Origin of the sequence: Paenibacillus germinis (genome assembly GCF_013141785.1) — a bacterium.
Classification (GTDB): Bacteria; Bacillota; Bacilli; order Paenibacillales; family NBRC-103111; genus Paenibacillus_E; species Paenibacillus_E phytorum.
This window is the reverse complement of the sequence record NZ_WHOC01000057.1, coordinates 1-16,952: the sequence shown is the minus strand read 5'-3', so window position 1 is coordinate 16,952 and position 16,952 is coordinate 1. Positions and strand designations below refer to the sequence as shown.

The window sequence follows — 16,952 nt, the reverse complement described above, 5'->3', positions numbered from 1 at the left end:
TAATTCAATAATCTGGTAAATTTAAATAACGCACTAGTGGCGACATACGGTTCTTTTTATAGTAGAAAGGTAATTTTCTTATATAAAGAATTAAAGTATTTGGCATTCACTCGAATGGGTGAACGCTTCTTTTTTAGTAGGGCGAGATTGCTTTAGCCTTTATGTGAAATACTCCGATATAACTCATAATAAAAATAATGTCGAATTTTGGAAGGTTTTTCGTTTATCTGGTTGAATATGTTATGAATGGCTTACCAAAACATACCACCCCCAAAAGGAGTAGAAGATGAAGAAAACAATATCACTCTTGCTTGTAACTATTCTTATTTTCACACTGGCGTCCGTTGCGGAAGCTCGAACGTTAGCGGTCGATTTCGTACCAAACTACGAAAAACAGAATTACTACCAGTATGATATTCCACCAAATGTGCCGCTGTCGTATACTGTGAAAATTGTAGATGAGAGCCTTACCCAGAAAAGCTTTAATTCCATCTACCCGGCAACAGTTGATTCATCCAATACTGCTGTCGCTACAATAAGCCCGGATGGAACACTTGTAGGCCATTCATACGGTTCTACGGTAGTTTCCGTCACTTATGAAGGCAAAACTCACACTAGAACAGTCAACGTGATCAGGCCTAGTTCAATAAATTTTGAGAAGGATGAGATCGAGCTTCTAGCTGGCCAGTATACCCCTGCTTCAATTACCGCTTATTATATGTATAATCTAATAGATCTAAGTACAACAGCAAATTTCGTCAGCAGCAAACCAGATGTGGCAACCGTTTCAGAGGGCAAAATCAAAGCGCTGAGTCCTGGTACTACAACGATCACAGCCAATTTTGAGGGGCGCTCTGACACCATTATTGTAAATGTGAAACCCGGTCTTGGCGGCGCTGCGCCAGGCGCTACAGCAGGCCAATTCGGATTCCATAGTCCAGAGAAGATCACTGCGATTCAGTATTTGAACGACATTCGAGCGAAAATGGGGCTTAAAGCGCTTGTAGAAAATGAGTATTTGAATAACTCCGCACAACATCATAGTGATTATTTAGCTAAGCAGAAAATAGAACAGATTCGTGCAAAAGGAGGGAGCTTGCATGATGAGGACTTAAACAATGGTGGTATAAATAATCGGATCAATGTCTTTGGATATAGAAACGGTTACGGCGAGGTTATATCTCCTACAGACAACGCAAACAATCGCGGGGTCCAATCCCTTATTGATGCTCCGCTGCATCGAACAATCATGCTATCTCCTCACTCACAGGATGTCGGGGTGGGTATTAATACAAGCGGAACCCTTAATAATACGGTATTAAATTTAGGTTTCGAAAACCTCTATGGTACGGATGAGGGTTACAGAAATACGTATACTGCCTATTATCCATATAACAATCAAAAAGACGTGCCAATCTTTTGGTATGCAAACGAGGCGCCTAACCCATTAAGGGCATACCACAAAGAGGGAGCGAAGGTGGGTTATCCAATCTCTATTTCCACCAGCAACATGAGAGAGCTTGTGTTCACTTCTGCTTCGATAAAAGATGAACAAAACAATGAAGTGCCTTATTATCGTACAGATGAATCTATCATGCCTGGCATTGGATCTGCTGATGTCATTCTTACTCCACAAAGTCCATTGAAATCGGGAACTAAATATACAGTTCATTTCGAAGGGGTAGCTGGAGGGACGAAGGTAACAAATGATTGGTCTTTTGAAACGCAGGCCATAAACTTGACTAACACGGAGTTCTTATCCAAGAATATGGAGATTGCTGTTGGAAAACAAGAAAAGTTCATACTCACTGCTTTCTATACAGACGGCACGAATGAAGATATTACGACCAAGGCTCAATATAGCATCGATCCAGCAAGTATGATCGAGTTAAGCAACGGTTATATTACAGGCAAAACAGCAGCGGATAATATTGTAGTGAAGGCGACTTATCAAAATAAAACTGCTACTATGAACGTTAAAGTGTTGGGCCAGAAAAAGCAGGTGATTAATAAAGTTACTATATTTAGTGACATTAAAGATCATTGGGCTAATTCAGCAATTGAATGGGGAACAAAGGAAGGCATCATTGATGGATATGAGGATGGAACTTTTAAACCGAATAAATTCGTCTCAGAGGCTGAGTTTATTACGATGCTGCTGCGAGCATATAAAGTTACACTCCAGGATGTTCCTGCTCCCGCACACTGGGCTGATAAATATTATGAATTTGCAAAGGAGTATAACTTTGCGACTTCCAATAAAGAAAGCACCCGTGATTCTTTCATTAATCGTAAAAGCGTTGCAGAGATTATTTCCGGTATTGACGGCGTAAATAAGTCTGGCGATGAGGCGATTCAACACCTGCTGGATAAACATTATTCCAATGGCAAAAATAGCGCTACGATTAGTGGCTACGAGGGTAGCGAGAATCTTACTCGTGCTGAAGCCCTGCAATTTATTAAGAACATCCTGGAGAATGGTCTATCACAAATTAAAAAACGCCCGCTTTAGTGCAAGAAATTATTATATAATGCAAGAAAAGGCTGCCTCTAATTTGTTTTATTAATTGACAGGGGATGTGCTTAGAACGTTTACGAGTCACGATGTTTGATATGATGTGACATAATAAAATAGCCCGTCTGAACTTATATAACGTTCAGGCGGGCTTTTATTTTGATAATCAGCCTCTCACCCATTAAGATATCGGGCAGGATACTTCCAATAAGTGTTAATATATAACTGCAATGATTAGAAGGCTGAAACAGGGAATTATATGAAATTTTACATAGCGTCTAGTCTCAAAAATATAGAAAATGTACTGAGATAAACCCTTAAAACCGAGGGATGGGCAGTTTAATGCAGTAACGATTAATTATCTTTACAAAAACTTTCCCTATTCCATAATTGACTTTGTATATAGTATAAAGAAGAAGTATTAGGGGATTAATGTTGCATCAAGTTAGAAATAACAATGAGCCTAGCCTCATCGGATTCTAATCACATGCGCCGATGCCCATAGGGCACGGTTTACCTAAGAAGGTTACTTGATGCCTGCTCAATGTAAAGGCACCACTCGTTGAATACGTTGCTTACAGAGTTGTGATATTACAGGATCTGTACATAGCTAAATTCTACTATAAAAGGAGATTCAACAAGCAAATGATTAAACCTATTCAAATCGAACTTGACTATAACGCAAAAATGGTGCTGGACGTGCAAATTCCGTCCTACTTAGCTGAAGCAGAGCTCATTCGGTCGCATGACCTGCCGCCACTTAAAGACACGATTGATTCCTTGCAGCAATGCGATGAAACGTTCTATGGTTACTTTGACGACAACACGATGCAGCTACTTGGCGCGATTTCCTATAAAATCGAAGACGCAGTCCTGGATATTCACCGCCTAATCGTCCATCCCGACAGTTTCAGACGCGGAATCGCAAACGCTTTGCTCACACACATTCAAACGCTTGCAACCGATTGCACTAAAATCATCGTTTCAACCGGAGCAGCAAATGTTCCTGCGAAACAGCTGTACTCGAAACATAACTTTCAAGCAATCGGCGATATCGAGGTAGCTCCCAATCTATCCATCACTTCATTCGAAAAAATGATCGTGCATTAATGCATATTAGAGTCACTGCTCGAAACGGAAAATTTACAGTGTCCAGTTAGGTTTGTAGAAAGCGAAGAACTATAGCTCAATTAACGTCAAGACAAAGGCTGCCCTGCAAATCGGCAGCCTTTTCTCAACTAATGGACAGAATAGTTCGAAAGCTCCTTTAAACTCGTAAAAAATGTTAAGATTAACGATATTATACAGGAGATGGTAACTATTTACTGTGTTAAGCTATAGCTATAGAACGAAGGGATTCTAATATAGTTGTATATTATTCAACAATGAGGTTAGAAAATATGAGAAAAAAATTACTGTACTCATCTATGATTTTACTAATAGTAACATCAATTGTTTTTATTTTTTGGACTAAAAGTAAGGATAGTAAATTTGTCGTTCCAGTGATAAATAGTTTCTATAGTATTTTTATAGATAAAGACTATTCAAAAATGTACAAATACGCAGATTTCAATAAATACTCACAAAATCCTAACCTATCAAATGAAGGAAAAGCGAACGTGGCACATGGGTTGTTAGATAACGATAGACATTGGTATGGAGAAATAAAGAGACACTCTATAAAAAGCATAAATTGGAGAGGGATAAACAAAAGAAGTGCGACAGTTGCTGTTATAGCACTGGATGGATACGGAAATGAACAAACCTATTATGATGAAGTTATTATTAAAAAGAAGGATGAGGGTTGGTTTATTACAGAGTATAAATCTGGATCACCATGGAGATCCATGAAGATGCCGTAAACCATTCAACAAACGGAAACTATAGCTTAACAATCATCAGAACGAGGCTGCCGGCATAAATCGGCAGCCTCGTTGAGCTAACGGGCAGTTTATTGCCTTGCCTTTTTAATTATCCCCAAACAGTCACAATACAAGAGCGAGTTCTTGTTCATCCGCTGAGCGAGTTATTTGAACATGATTAAAAGGAAAGATGATACCATATGTCGAAAGGTTAATACTCACCAAAATGGTTATTTTAGGGAATGGGTGACAAAGTGAAATTAAAGGTCTTATTTACAAACGAACTACCGTTCATGATTCAACTGCCAAATGATGAATATCCGGTCAAGGTAAAAATAAGCCCAACGGAAGAGAAAGACTTTGTTCTTAAATTGCGCGATGATATATTTAGAGTGCATTTTAATCCTTTTGCGAATGCCAGAACAGCCACGTATCTAGAAGGTGAGAAAGCTGAATTAGAAAATTATATTGTAAGAAATCAAATCGCAAATTATGCTTTCTCACCTTGTAAGAGTTACATAAGTTGTTCGTTTGAGGTTGGACTTGAATTTCAAGACTCAATGTATCCGCTTGTAACCGATGAAAACTTAATTGAAAAAATTAAATCGAAAATGATTAGAGCAGGAATTGAGTATGCAGATACTGATGATTTGACGAGACTAGCGACTGAAGAATTTGGAAACTATAGCTCGGATCAACTTTTGGAAGCAAAAAAGGAATACATAATTGACAAAACCCTAACTGGATTAGGTGGGCTAGTATACCCGTACCATGAGGCTTTAAATAAGTTCATTAAGCAATATTCGTACTTACGAGGTGATTTCTTTGTTGAGTCAATAACTATGCATACACTTGCTGGAACGTATGTTCAAAAATTTATTGATGGACAACATTATGAAACAATGAAGCATGGTTCAAAAATTCCAAGTATTATGCCGTATCAAAAGTGGATGCCTGACATTGAAGATGCTGAAATGACAACCCTCAAGGATAGGCTTATTCATGGCTATGACATACCACCGACAAAAGACTTAATTATTATGGCTCGAAATCTTGCTGAAAGAGGTGAGTATCGTTCTGCCATAATAAATAGCTCCGCGGCACTTGAAGTTGCAGTTGAAAACAAGATCATTGAGAAGATGACCGCTAATGGTAAAACACAAGCAGAAATTGATACTTACCTAGAAGATACAAAAGTTAGATTTCATAAAAGATGTAATAAACAATTAAGACAGCGAACAGGACAGTCATTTCCAGTGCATAACCCAACACTTTGGACGAAGATTGATGGTCATAGAAATAGGTATCGACATAAGATTGCTCACTCTTCATTGATGCCCAATTCAAAGGATACGGAGGAAGCAATTAACGATTTTGAAAATGCAGTGAATTGGGTTGAAGCATTGTAAACCATTAATGGAGGTACGTGTTTTTAATGGAAATGTATCCACTTTATGATGAAACTAACGGAAACGATAGCTTAATAAAAAGACAGTCATCGACTTTTAAACAAAAGTTATTGACTGTCTTTTTTTGAGCATACTTTGGTACATCACTTAAGATAGATATGAGCAGACTCTTCAGTATTTTAAAAACTTGATATAAATGATACTTCCCGTTTTCGGAGAGAAACATGATGTTAGAGAATAACAGGACTCTAACGGGACACGATAGTTCAATATAACGCAACAGGTAGCCGACTAATTGATGGCAGCCTGTTTTACTAAAGAATTCCCTTATTTTTTAACCACAGGCACCCAAAATTCCCCGTAGAAAGTGCCGTTGCCGTTATCTTTGCGATAAGTCGCATTTGGACCACCGATGTAAGCATAATCAGTGATTTGGGCCAAGACTTCGCCAAAAGCACGGTAAGTCAGCTGATCAAACAAAGTTTCCTTGTCGCCATTTCCTGCGACCACGATGTACTCGCTCTCTGGAAACTCGATGATGCGCGTTGCGTCAGCCACTGATTTGCCAGCTTCTACTGCGAAATAATTCCACGGTTTTCCCTGATAAACCTCGTTGACTGACCATTCGCGATCATCTTTTGCAGCGTCTTTGAGCTTGTTAAAACGCCCGTCAGCCTTGAGTCTGTTCCAAAACTCGGTTTTTTCTTTTTGTAAAGCTGGCATGTCTTGAAAATTCGACTGGATTGAAAAACCATAAGCGATCAATGTGAATGATTTTTTGTGTTCAAGTGTGTACACTGCCATGTGAGTGCTCCTTTTATCCGGTATAACTTCTGGGAGGTTTTTACAAGGATTAATTTTCGACTTTATTTACACGAAGCCACATTTCGCCGTAGAATTCACCTGTTTCATTTGTTTTAACGAACGTTGAGTTACCAGGACCAACGTATTTGTATTCTGTGATTTCTTGGATCAGGCCTCCGAAAACTTTGCCTGTGATTTCGTCAGCAAGGCGGTCTTTGTCAGCACCTGTCCCAGGCACGACGATGTAATCGCCAGCGAGGAAATCGAGGACGACCGCGCCTTCCACGTTGAACTCACCCATTACGCCGAAGCCGCGCCAAGGCTTGCGGTCGAGGTTGTAGTTGATTTGATATTCTTGCCCGTCCGCGAGTGCGAGAAGTTCAGCAAGCTTGCCGTTTTCAGTGATTTCAGCTTTTTTCGCTGCAGTTTTTGCTGCATTACCTGCCCAGTCGTTGTAGTCATCAAATGAAACACCGAAAGCAGTCATTTTGTAGTTTTCTGAGATTGTTTTGATGTAGTAGTTAGACATTTTGTTCTCTCCTTTGTGGGATTTATTCTTTACAAGACTGATTCTATTTGCTAAATGTATCAAAAATTGATACTCTTTATTGAAAACAGAAATGATACAATAAAATCATGAAGAAAACAGAACGAGTGAACCTGATCATGCGTTACATCAATAACCGCGCGCATTTTACGATAGCCGAGATTCAGCGAGAGTTCAAGATTTCCCGCGCGACGGCGATCCGCGACATAAACGAGATTCAGGCGATGGGTTTTCCGCTGACGTCCGAGCTTGGGCGCGGTGGCGGATACAATGTCCTGCAAAATCAATATCTGCCTGCCGCTCGCTTCACGACAGAAGAGCTGAAGGCGATTTTTATCAGCTTTATCGCCTCGAAAAATTCGCAGCTTCCTTATCTGCAAAATCGCCGCTCAATCACTGAAAAACTTATCGGCATCGCGTCGCAAACCCAGCAAGACGAGTTGATCGAGCTGAATAATATCTTGCTTTTCGAAAATACAAATCCCGCCAATCCGAATCTTTTGGAGCTCGATGATGCGGCGCCTGCGGAGCTAAACCAGCTGATTTCGCTTGCTGTGCGGGATAAGCATTTACGCGTGACTTATGAGCTGAGTCTTGGCTGGCCGCAGTTACTGGACGTTTTTTTGCTGCATATATTTAACTCGAACGCTAAGTGGCTGGTCGAGGTTTATAATTTTGATACGGATGAGTTTCTTTATTTGCCTGTTGAGATGCTGCGGGATTCGGCAATTTCTGAGCGGGAGATGAAGTGGACTGAACAAGAGATTTTAAACAAGAAACTGGTACGTGCACGTGAATCCAATCTTGTTGTGAAACTTGATACGATTGGGATTCAGCGCTTTAAGCGTATGCACCCGCCTGGGATAATTCTGTCCTTAACTGGGATGTTTCAGTCGAGCGGGATTTTCAATGTTCAATTGGATGTGACCGATGTTGAGGCGCTGGCGTATTATGCGGATTGGCTTTTGTTTTTGGGGAAAGGGGTCAAGTTTGAACGGATTCCTGATGAACTGTGTGTGATTTTGGAAGAGCGTTTAGCCACTTTAAGATTCTCTTGAGTCTTATCTGAGATTTTTCTTTTTTGCGATAAACCAGTAGAGGATTAACGAATTAGCAAAGAAGAGATATTTACCACGATTGGAAGTAAGAGGCTGTCGGGTGAGAAAAAGTCGCATGTGATGCGGCTTTTTCTTTTTATGTCTTCAAGTTCTTGTCAAAATCAGATGACAAGAGTTGGAGGACATTCCCGACGGATCGCGCTAAGATATGGATATTTATGTATTCTTAATCACTTCAGTTTCTGGTTGTTTTAACTGGGGGGAGCTAACTAACAACGCCGGCTTGCAACGGAGCCGCGCTACGCTAACGGGCAGGATACTTCCAATATGTGTTAATATTGAATAGATACTTATCATATCTATAGTAGTTAAAAACAGTATTTTTGGGGGATGCTTATGCAACGAATCTCTGTAGAAGAAGCACGTTCTTTTGGTGTCGAAACTAAGTTTGACGTTATGGAGAATGGGGAGCGTAGATTTAGATTAAACTGTTCAGTGGATGGAAGCTCGTATTGTCGGACAGTAGCTGCAGAGAGGGGAGCTTGGCAGAATAGCCACTATCATAAGTTAGTATCTGAGTTTTATGTTGTTCAATCAGGATGGATCGTGTATGCAGAAAGAAAAGAGGCTGAATTACATATGTGCTTATTAAGGGAAGGAGAAAGTGTGACATTCAAGCCGTTAATTCATCATAACATCTTTTTATCTTCGAATTCGGTCATACATACTATAAAATATGGACCCCCTGCAGAAAATGACTGGTTCCCTTCCTCAGAGTTAGACAAGGTGACTAAACATTTGGATCCATATGACCTTTTTGTATTGAGCTAACGGTGAACTTTAGCTTAAGTAACACGAAGAAACGGCAGCCGGCATGATGGCTGCCGTTTTCTCAACTAAGGGTCAGTTATGTTGCACATGGCATTTACGAATTTACATTCGTTCAGTATCATTGGAAGTGAATGGGAAAGGAGTGTTGTATATGCCCGAGGCAGAAGTTGTGCAGCTAACCGAAAACCTTCTTAATGAGGCAAGTCATCTTCTGGTAAATTATATGTATCCCAACGGTGATTATAGGAAAAGCCACGAAGATGAGTGTAAGGAAAGCCTCGAACGATTCTTAGACTTTCATAATGCTGATTTTTTTATGGCAAAAGTTGCTGGAGACTTTGTCGGGTTTATTGCGACAAATTGGGGATTCTCCACCACAAAAGGACAGCCTATATTAAGAATTCAAGACCTTTATGTTATAGCCGATTTTAGAAAGCTTGGGATTGCTCAGTTGCTCGTTAGAAGAGCGGTACAAATCGCTAAACTAAAGAATGCGAATAGAATTCAGCTAGACACGAGCTCCGTAAATAAACCTGCTAGAAGATTGTATGAACGGTTAGGGTTTAAGTGGTTTTCCGATAAGGAAATATACATGTTATTTCTAAACTAACGATGAACTTTAGTTCTATCGAGTATCAGAATCCTTGAGGGCTAGTAACGGATCGTGGAGGGTTTAGAAAACCAACAGTACAAAGAAATTGGGATGAAGCAGAACCTAGACCTAATGGTGGAAAACTATGTCCATCTTGTAACCGAAGAGAAGGGAATAGGAAAGACTAATGAATAAATATACTGAATTTTTAGAAAAGTATCTGGGAACCATTCAATATGGTTGGAGTAAGAATGAGAATGATCAAAAACTTCCATTTAAGATTGTAAAGTATGCCGGAGGGCCTTTTCCAGGTACTGTTTCATACTCAACATTAGGATTGAGTAATGAAAATTTGACATCTATTGTGTCAGGAAAACAAATACGACAAGAACTAATATTTAATGCGTATGCATCTTTCGGAGATAATAATATTCCAGGTATTCTTCAGCAAATAGGTCAATTAGCATTGAAAAACAAAAGAGCTTATTTAAGAGGTGATGTTATTGGTCCTAATGGTAAAATATTTGATAACTCGGATCTGGAGGCTCTATATATTACATCCCCAGTATATTTCACCGATGAATTTTTCACATTCGACATTGACAATAAGACAGCAATCATACAAGCATGGGTAATACCAATAACCTCTCAGGAAGCAGACTTTATCAAGAAGTATGGATGGGATAAGTTTGAAGACATGTTAGTTGATATAAATCCTGATTTAATTGACTTTAATAGATTAAGTATTGTCTGAAAGTTTCTTATACACAATTTATGATTCTTCTTACCACCTTCCGATTAACCATCGTAGGGTGGTCTTCTTTTATCCGCCGCCAGAAACCCAGCTTCGCGGCGAGCGCCGAAGAGAACTTTTTCGTCGCTTCTTTTAGACTTTCTCTGCCCTTCAGTAATAATGGTTTGGGTCATAATAATATATCGCCGTTACTAAACTAAAGGGCAGATTTGCGTGGTGGTAGCTGTATTCATATTCTTTTGATAACCTTTTAGTAGCAGCCCAGAGCTATGAGGATAAATGGGGAATTATAATTGGAAAAGTACAAAAAAAGTTATTTACATAAAAAGGAAAACGGAGATTTAATGCGAATATTAAATCCTATTCAATCATGACGATTCTAAAAATTCATAATGAAAGGATGTTTGCAGTGCCACTTACAGAAAAGAAAGTATTGGATTCAAATAATGGACTGGAATTGCAGGATTTAAGAAACGAAGAGATAAATAAGGTTTGTTTTAAAGGGGCGACTTTTAAATATAATGATTTGAGGGATACTTCAATTGCCCATTCGAATTTTGTGAATTCTAAATGGAATCATATCTATTTTTCGAATGTAACTATTGATATGATTCAAATGGGAGGAACTATATTTGAGAATATTGTTCGTCCATCAGCGGAGAAAAGTCATTTACTCGAAGAGCCTGGAACTGACAATTGGGTAAACGTGGAGCCAGTAATCTTTAAAAACAGTGATTTGAGTACAGCTATATTTGATTCATGTAATCTTACAAACGTGGAACTTAAGAATTGTAATATTAATGGGTTAAGTATTGATGGAGTATTGATTAAAGATTTATTAGAACAATATAATAAGAATTTGAACTAATTTAATGGATACTTCACTTAGAGACTATTCAACTAACGGAGAAATATAGCATAATAAACAACTACGGCGCGGCTGCCAGCATAATTGGGCAGTCGCGTTGTGCTAACGGGAGTTTAATGTAATGGATGATTTGGGCGTAATAGTAAACGAGGAGGTGAACAGATGCAAGAGGGTACATTACTAAAAGCCATTTTGAATCGGTATGTTGACGAACGCTTTATTCTTGGTTTTGATGGGTTAAGTCGAGCTGGTAAGACGACGATTGTAGAAGAAATACGAAAAGGGTTAATTGATAATGAGAAAACGGTTTGTGTTTTTCACATTGACGATTACATCGTGGAACGCAAGAAGAGATATGATACAGGATTTGAAGAATGGCATGAGTATTACAACTTGCAATGGGATGTCGAGTATTTAAGTCAGCAGTTATTTGCGAAATTACGAGATGCAGAAGAAGTGACCCTCCCATTTTACAATTCGAAAAGTGATGAAATAATCCAACGGACGGTTGTAATACCACATGATTGCATTATTATCGTGGAGGGTGTTTTTCTTCAACGGAAGGAATGGCGGGAGTTTTTTGATTTCGTTGTTTATTTGGATTGCCCAAGGCAAACACGTTTTGAACGTGAATCAGCAAATATCAGACAGCATGTCGAGAAATTCAAGACAAGGTATTGGAAAGCAGAAGATTACTACTTAAACACGTTATGCCCGCTGTCCAAGGCAGACATGGTTTTAAGTTCTTGACGTTATCTCGTGGGATTAAACTAACGGAAACGATAGCTCAATAAACATGAAGAAACGGCAACCTGCATATGAACCGCATTTACTCCTCCTGCTTCCCCAATTAGGAAACAACTATGCCAATTGGACGCCCTATAAAGATAAAAACCGCCTCAAGGCGGTGAAGAGTACTTACATCAGTTCGCTCGACGATGGTTATGTTTAGCTTTAATGATGCGGTAACAGAGCTTGATAGAATTCGGCACGGAAAATACTTTTTCTAAAAGATATGAGAACGCTGAACGGTTTCCTCGTTTCGTGTTGCATTCAATGCAAGAAGCGAGTAAGTTTTGGGGAAGATCTGAGCCTCCTTTGCTTGAAGGGACAATATGATCTACAGTCGTTGCGGGACGTCCACACCACAAACAAGTGTAATGATCCCGTTTTAATGCAGCTTTTCGATAGTCTCGAAATAAAAATGGGTTGTAAAGTAATTGGATTGTCTGCTCGTCGATCCAGACTGCACGGGCTCGATTAACTTCCCTCCAAGCCCGGTGAAGTAAACATGGGGTTAGTTTTTGGCCATCCACATTGAGTACTCGTATCATAGTCAATCGCCTCCTAAGGCTAAAGTTAGTATAACCACAGACAATTTGTTTATTTGATACGTGGTTATGTCTGTTGGAGACGAGAGGAGTATCGGATATGTTAAATACCTTAGCAGCTCGATAACAAGAAGCCTCGCTGGGAAAGCTCCCGCGGGGCTTTTTTTGTTAGGCTCTGTTAAAACTCGATGTTGATTTTAGCATTAAGCAAACGGGCAGGATAACGTGGAAGAGGCATTGAATAATAACGTAATTGTTTTCAATAAAAATATAATATGTCCTCGAAAGGAGTTACCTTAAATTTGCAAGTTTATTATATCGTCACGGCTTATATGAACAAGCGACAAGAAATATTCCTAAATGCAACCGCAACGAATCCTATCGGGATAAATGCTGCTACTAACAGGATTCTTACAATAAAGAGCCCTTATACTCCCGAATCTTTAGGAGAGCAAATCGAGAATTCATTAGGCATTTGTTTAAGGGAACCAGTGTGGGATGAGAAAATGCAAGGGAAAGTTCAAGATTTTCTAGGCTTTAAATCAAAAGTGTTATTTCAAAAAGAGCACGTACATGTAATTATAGAGTTCAATAAGGATAGCAGTGTAATGAAGTTTCTAGCCACAAGAAGAGAAGGTAGTGGTTACGTTAGTGTAGACAAATCTAAATTTGAAGTCGAATTACCCGTGGATAAGGAAGCTTTGGGTCGTCTGTTGATTAAAGCATTTCAGCTTTGCCAATAGACACATAGCAAACGAATCATTACGCTAACGGCAGAACTTTAGTTCAAAAGCGGTTGCTTCGGCAGCTGCTTTTTGTTTCTCCCTAAAAGGCAGGATAACGTGGAAAGATACTCAAAAAACAGTAGTGGCTTTGTGAGTTAAGTATAAAATAATTTTACAAAGGTTGACTTTTTGTAAATTGTAAAACCCACGTGGGATCTAATTTCCTAATATTACTGATTATAATAAGACCTATATACTATATGTGGGTCTTTTATGCATTAACTTTGAATAAATTTAATATTACAGGTAAGACTTCTAATAATAAATACTAATAGATAGAGGTGACTAGAGTTTGGGTGAGAAAAAGCGTGAGGACTCATGGAATGACGAACATGATCTATTATTAGCCGAGGTAGTATTATCTCATATAAGGTCTGGCAGCACACAATTGTCAGCTTTTGAGGAGGCCGCCGCTAAAATTAATCGTACCGCTGCTGCCTGCGGATTCAGGTGGAATAAAGACATCAGGAAAAAGTATGAAAATGAAATACATTCAGCAAAACAAAATCGATTGTCGTCTAAGCAGAAGCCAGCACAAAAAGAAACAAAGCAAGTAGTTACTATATCTAGTGTTAGTTTATCCACGGATATTCCAGTTGAACAGTCTATTTCTTATAATGAAGCTTTGCAAAAGATCATAAGAATAGCCAATGACCAAATGCAAAAGTATGATGAGTTGCTTCAAGAAAACATTAGGCTTAGGGAAGAAAATAATGAATTAATATTACAAAAGCAACAAGCTTCCCCTGAAGTTTTAGCCCAAGAGGATCTTGATGCATTTCTTCAAATAATGAAAAGGGCAAAAAGCTTAACGCATGTATAATATTCACTAAACTCCACAGTGTAATAACACATCAAGATAGGAGTGAATAATATCATGGCTAACAACACATTAGCAGTTCCTCAAGCGAAAGCAGCAATGGATCAACTAAAGTATGAAGTCGCTCAAGAGTTAGGGATTCAGCTTCAGGCATACAATGGAAACCTCGCTACACGCGATGCTGGCTCGATTGGTGGCAACATAACTAAGCGGTTAGTACAAATAGCAGAACAACAACTTTCAGGTTCTACAGGAAACTTTAGATACTAATTTGATGATATTTGCAGGCAACCCAAAAGACTACAATCACCTATTCCTTAGGTGAGTGCAGTCTTTTTATTCTGTCTTAATTAATAGAGTTTCGTCAGTAAATCTTGAATCTACTTTTCATTGTTTAGAATACATGAGGATCATATTTTTGCGTAAGCCGAAATTATTTAACGTACATTATTAAGAGTCTCCGATTCCTGTGCAGATAGATAATCACTATTCGAGTGCTTAATATTGAAACATAGGATTAAAGCCTCCTATTTCTAGCAAAACTAGAGATAACAAAACTTGGGAGGGTTTTTAATATGAAATTAGGGGATCTGTGGATGCTGTATGAAGCTGATAAACGTATTTTAGGTTTTAGTTCACACACAATGAAAGCATACTCTCTACAATTAAAGATGTTAGTTCTTGAACTTGGTGATCTTGAACTAGAGGAAATAACTCTAATCTTACTTAAAGACTATTTGGCTAAGGTATCAGAGAGACTAAAACCTAGTAGTTTAGGCCATCGTATTCGATTTGTACGTTCCCTTTTTCGTTTTGCATTTGAAGAAGGACATCTCTCGCGGAATCCTTCTGTTAAGTTGAGAGAACCAAAGATGGACAAACGAATTCCAAAATTTCTAATTGAGGAGGACGTAATTCATCTTAAGATTTCATGTCACTCTCATCGAGAGCATGCTTTATTAGAGTTTCTATATTGCACAGGATGTCGTGTTGGAGAAGTACAGAAAATAAACCTCGAAGACATCAACTGGGAGAACTGCTCTGCTATTGTGAATGGTAAAGGATCAAAACAAAGAGAGGTTTATTTTACTACGGAGTGTAAGGTTTGGCTTAAGAGGTACCTGGAGAACAGAAATGATACTTGTAAAGCATTGTTTGTCACCGAAACGAATCCTATTCGTCGATTGACGATTCCTACGATACGTTGGTCTTTGAAAAAGTTAGCTAAACGATGTGATATCACTGCGAATGTATATCCACACCGATTCCGTCATACTTATGCCTGTCAATTGTTAGATAACGGTGCACCGTTAGAATTTATTCAGGGGATGCTTGGACATGAGAAAGCATCTACAACTCAGATTTACGCTCAACTACGCGGTGAGCGTAGGAGAGAATTATATCGTCGTTATTTTTAAGACTAAACAATGTATTATCCTTACTCAAGAGATGAGAGTGGGGGACTATTAGCTAATTGATACAACACTTAAGTTGGATGGTATTAAAACAAGAAGAAGTAATTGATTGTTCGGTTTTATAAGCCTAGCTTAGCACAATTCATTTGCTAGTTTATGTTATTTTAATATTACATTGAATTGATACGTATTTCGAGCGAACCAGGAGTCTCCAACTCTCACGAAATCCTTGCAATATTCACGAATAATTCCAGCATTGTCGAGCATTTCATCTTTGCTTACGACAACATATACTTGTGATAATGCTGCGGCGAAAAGTTCTATATCGGTTGACAACATTTTAATCATTACTAAAGAACCTCCAGAATGTATCCATCTATAGACGGTGTTACTTGATTATATATTAAGATTAGAAATATTTAGAAAAAAATGTAAATAAATTATGGTTAATTGCGGAGAAGTTTCAATTTGTTCTTTTGGGAAGTATCAGAAGAAAATAAAGTTTTAGACTGAAAAATATAGTGTTAGACTGAAAAATAAAGTATTAGACTGACGAAGTTTCATTAAACTAAACGGGTAGATTATTTTTTCATAGGAGTGTAGTCCACCATCAAATACTACTCGTATGGAAAAGAATTTAAATAAATAATATACTAGCTATAACTGTTTTTTGTTGAGGTGAATCTAATGGATGAAATCAATGAATCAAAAGAAATTGTATTACAAATCGGTGTTGCCTTGAAAAAGTACAGAAAAGAAAAAAGCATGAGCTTAGACGACTTATCGGAACTAACGGGCGTAAGCAAACTTACTCTGGGGAATATCGAACGTGGCGAGACAAATCCAACTTTGGCGATTATATGGAAAATTTCAAAAGGTATATCTTTACCGCTATTGGCTTTATTCAAATCAGAAGACTCTGCTAGTTTGTATCGAGCAGGTGAAGGACTGCGGTTTTCTAATGATCAAAAAAATTGGATCATTGAACCAATCTTTAAAAGTAACGATATTGAAATGTGTCGGGCTTACTTACAGCCAAATAGCTCGTATCAGCCTGAAGGTCATCATGTCAATACAACTGAAATTGCGACAGTCATGACTGGTTCCATTGAAATTCAAGTCAATGGAGAGATTTACACATTGAATCAATATGATACTATCAGTTTTCGTGCAGATTGTCCTCATTCTTATACCAATCATACGGATAGCGAAACAGTGCTCCATATATCCTTAAAGTACGATTTCTAAAGTCGAAAACTCCACTTATTAAATACAACTCTGAATTCCATGACGGGAATTTCAGAGTTGTATTTTTGTTTTTAGTTGAATTGAAGTATATTATAAAGTACTTATTGATAAAT

The 16,952-nt window shown here is 38.4% G+C and carries 19 protein-coding genes; 15 read left to right on the top strand and 4 right to left on the bottom strand.

Annotated elements, in window-relative coordinates:
- Positions 1-286: 286 nt before the first annotated feature.
- The 4 genes from GC102_RS10910 to GC102_RS10895 all read left to right on the top strand — a co-directional run bounded on the left by GC102_RS10910 (position 287) and on the right by GC102_RS10895 (position 5,786).
- Entirely contained in the window at positions 287-2,512 is a 2,226-nt protein-coding gene (locus GC102_RS10910) for a CAP and S-layer homology domain-containing protein (RefSeq protein ID WP_171689549.1), read from the top strand.
- A gap of 648 nt (positions 2,513-3,160) precedes the next feature.
- Positions 3,161-3,625 (top strand): GNAT family N-acetyltransferase, encoded by a 465-nt coding sequence (locus GC102_RS10905; RefSeq protein WP_171689548.1) that lies wholly within the window; start codon positions 3,161-3,163, stop codon positions 3,623-3,625.
- Positions 3,626-3,915: 290 nt separating this feature from the next.
- Positions 3,916-4,377 carry a hypothetical protein gene (locus GC102_RS10900; RefSeq protein WP_171689547.1) on the top strand — a complete coding sequence of 154 codons (462 nt, stop codon included), beginning with the start codon at positions 3,916-3,918 and terminating at the stop codon, positions 4,375-4,377.
- A gap of 242 nt (positions 4,378-4,619) precedes the next feature.
- The gene (locus tag GC102_RS10895) at positions 4,620-5,786 is read left to right on the top strand and encodes a hypothetical protein (RefSeq protein ID WP_171689546.1); all 1,167 of its coding nucleotides are present in this window, start codon (positions 4,620-4,622) and stop codon (positions 5,784-5,786) included.
- 327 nt (positions 5,787-6,113) lie between these two features.
- Here the strand turns inward: GC102_RS10895 and GC102_RS10890 are convergent, their stop codons facing one another.
- Both GC102_RS10890 and GC102_RS10885 read right to left on the bottom strand, forming a co-directional pair.
- The gene (locus GC102_RS10890) at positions 6,114-6,590 is read right to left on the bottom strand and encodes a GyrI-like domain-containing protein (RefSeq protein WP_171689545.1); all 477 of its coding nucleotides are present in this window, start codon (positions 6,588-6,590) and stop codon (positions 6,114-6,116) included.
- A gap of 49 nt (positions 6,591-6,639) precedes the next feature.
- Positions 6,640-7,119, bottom strand: a complete 480-nt coding sequence (locus tag GC102_RS10885) for a hypothetical protein (RefSeq protein WP_171689544.1) — start codon at positions 7,117-7,119, stop codon at positions 6,640-6,642.
- A 107-nt stretch (positions 7,120-7,226) separates the two neighbouring features.
- Between GC102_RS10885 and GC102_RS10880 the strand changes: the two genes are divergently transcribed.
- The 6 genes from GC102_RS10880 to GC102_RS10855 all read left to right on the top strand — a co-directional run bounded on the left by GC102_RS10880 (position 7,227) and on the right by GC102_RS10855 (position 11,990).
- Positions 7,227-8,195 carry a helix-turn-helix transcriptional regulator gene (locus tag GC102_RS10880; RefSeq protein ID WP_246320858.1) on the top strand — a complete coding sequence of 323 codons (969 nt, stop codon included), beginning with the start codon at positions 7,227-7,229 and terminating at the stop codon, positions 8,193-8,195.
- A 396-nt stretch (positions 8,196-8,591) separates the two neighbouring features.
- Positions 8,592-9,026, top strand: a complete 435-nt coding sequence (locus GC102_RS10875; RefSeq protein ID WP_171689543.1) for a hypothetical protein — start codon at positions 8,592-8,594, stop codon at positions 9,024-9,026.
- Between the two features lie 151 nt (positions 9,027-9,177).
- Entirely contained in the window at positions 9,178-9,636 is a 459-nt protein-coding gene (locus GC102_RS10870) for a GNAT family N-acetyltransferase (RefSeq protein WP_171689542.1), read from the top strand.
- Positions 9,637-9,805: 169 nt separating this feature from the next.
- Positions 9,806-10,372, top strand: a complete 567-nt coding sequence (locus tag GC102_RS10865) for a suppressor of fused domain protein (protein WP_171689541.1) — start codon at positions 9,806-9,808, stop codon at positions 10,370-10,372.
- A 409-nt stretch (positions 10,373-10,781) separates the two neighbouring features.
- Positions 10,782-11,240, top strand: a complete 459-nt coding sequence (locus GC102_RS40305) for a pentapeptide repeat-containing protein (RefSeq protein WP_171689540.1) — start codon at positions 10,782-10,784, stop codon at positions 11,238-11,240.
- A 162-nt stretch (positions 11,241-11,402) separates the two neighbouring features.
- Positions 11,403-11,990, top strand: coding sequence for a kinase (locus GC102_RS10855; protein WP_171689539.1), 588 nt, complete (start codon positions 11,403-11,405; stop codon positions 11,988-11,990).
- A 173-nt stretch (positions 11,991-12,163) separates the two neighbouring features.
- Here GC102_RS10855 and GC102_RS10850 read toward each other — a convergent pair whose 3' ends face one another.
- Positions 12,164-12,574 carry an HNH endonuclease gene (locus tag GC102_RS10850; protein ID WP_036634585.1) on the bottom strand — a complete coding sequence of 137 codons (411 nt, stop codon included), beginning with the start codon at positions 12,572-12,574 and terminating at the stop codon, positions 12,164-12,166.
- 299 nt (positions 12,575-12,873) lie between these two features.
- Here GC102_RS10850 and GC102_RS10845 point away from each other — a divergent pair, with 299 nt between their 5' ends.
- From GC102_RS10845 to GC102_RS10830, 4 genes are all read left to right on the top strand, one after another.
- The gene (locus GC102_RS10845; RefSeq protein WP_171689538.1) at positions 12,874-13,314 is read left to right on the top strand and encodes a hypothetical protein; all 441 of its coding nucleotides are present in this window, start codon (positions 12,874-12,876) and stop codon (positions 13,312-13,314) included.
- A gap of 334 nt (positions 13,315-13,648) precedes the next feature.
- A complete protein-coding gene (locus GC102_RS40025) occupies positions 13,649-14,179 on the top strand; it encodes an RsfA family transcriptional regulator (protein ID WP_171689537.1) in 531 nt (176 codons plus the stop codon).
- 54 nt (positions 14,180-14,233) lie between these two features.
- Positions 14,234-14,446: an alpha/beta-type small acid-soluble spore protein gene (locus tag GC102_RS10835; protein ID WP_171689536.1), complete on the top strand. Its 213-nt coding sequence runs from the start codon at positions 14,234-14,236 to the stop codon at positions 14,444-14,446.
- Positions 14,447-14,751: 305 nt separating this feature from the next.
- The gene (locus GC102_RS10830; protein WP_171689535.1) at positions 14,752-15,594 is read left to right on the top strand and encodes a tyrosine-type recombinase/integrase; all 843 of its coding nucleotides are present in this window, start codon (positions 14,752-14,754) and stop codon (positions 15,592-15,594) included.
- A 156-nt stretch (positions 15,595-15,750) separates the two neighbouring features.
- On the opposite strand, the gene GC102_RS10825 is transcribed toward GC102_RS10830, so the two are convergent.
- A complete protein-coding gene (locus GC102_RS10825) occupies positions 15,751-15,939 on the bottom strand; it encodes a hypothetical protein (protein WP_171689534.1) in 189 nt (62 codons plus the stop codon).
- A gap of 339 nt (positions 15,940-16,278) precedes the next feature.
- On the opposite strand from GC102_RS10825, the gene GC102_RS10820 reads away from it, so the two are divergent.
- Positions 16,279-16,839, top strand: a complete 561-nt coding sequence (locus tag GC102_RS10820) for a helix-turn-helix domain-containing protein (protein ID WP_171689533.1) — start codon at positions 16,279-16,281, stop codon at positions 16,837-16,839.
- Positions 16,840-16,952: the final 113 nt, after the last annotated feature.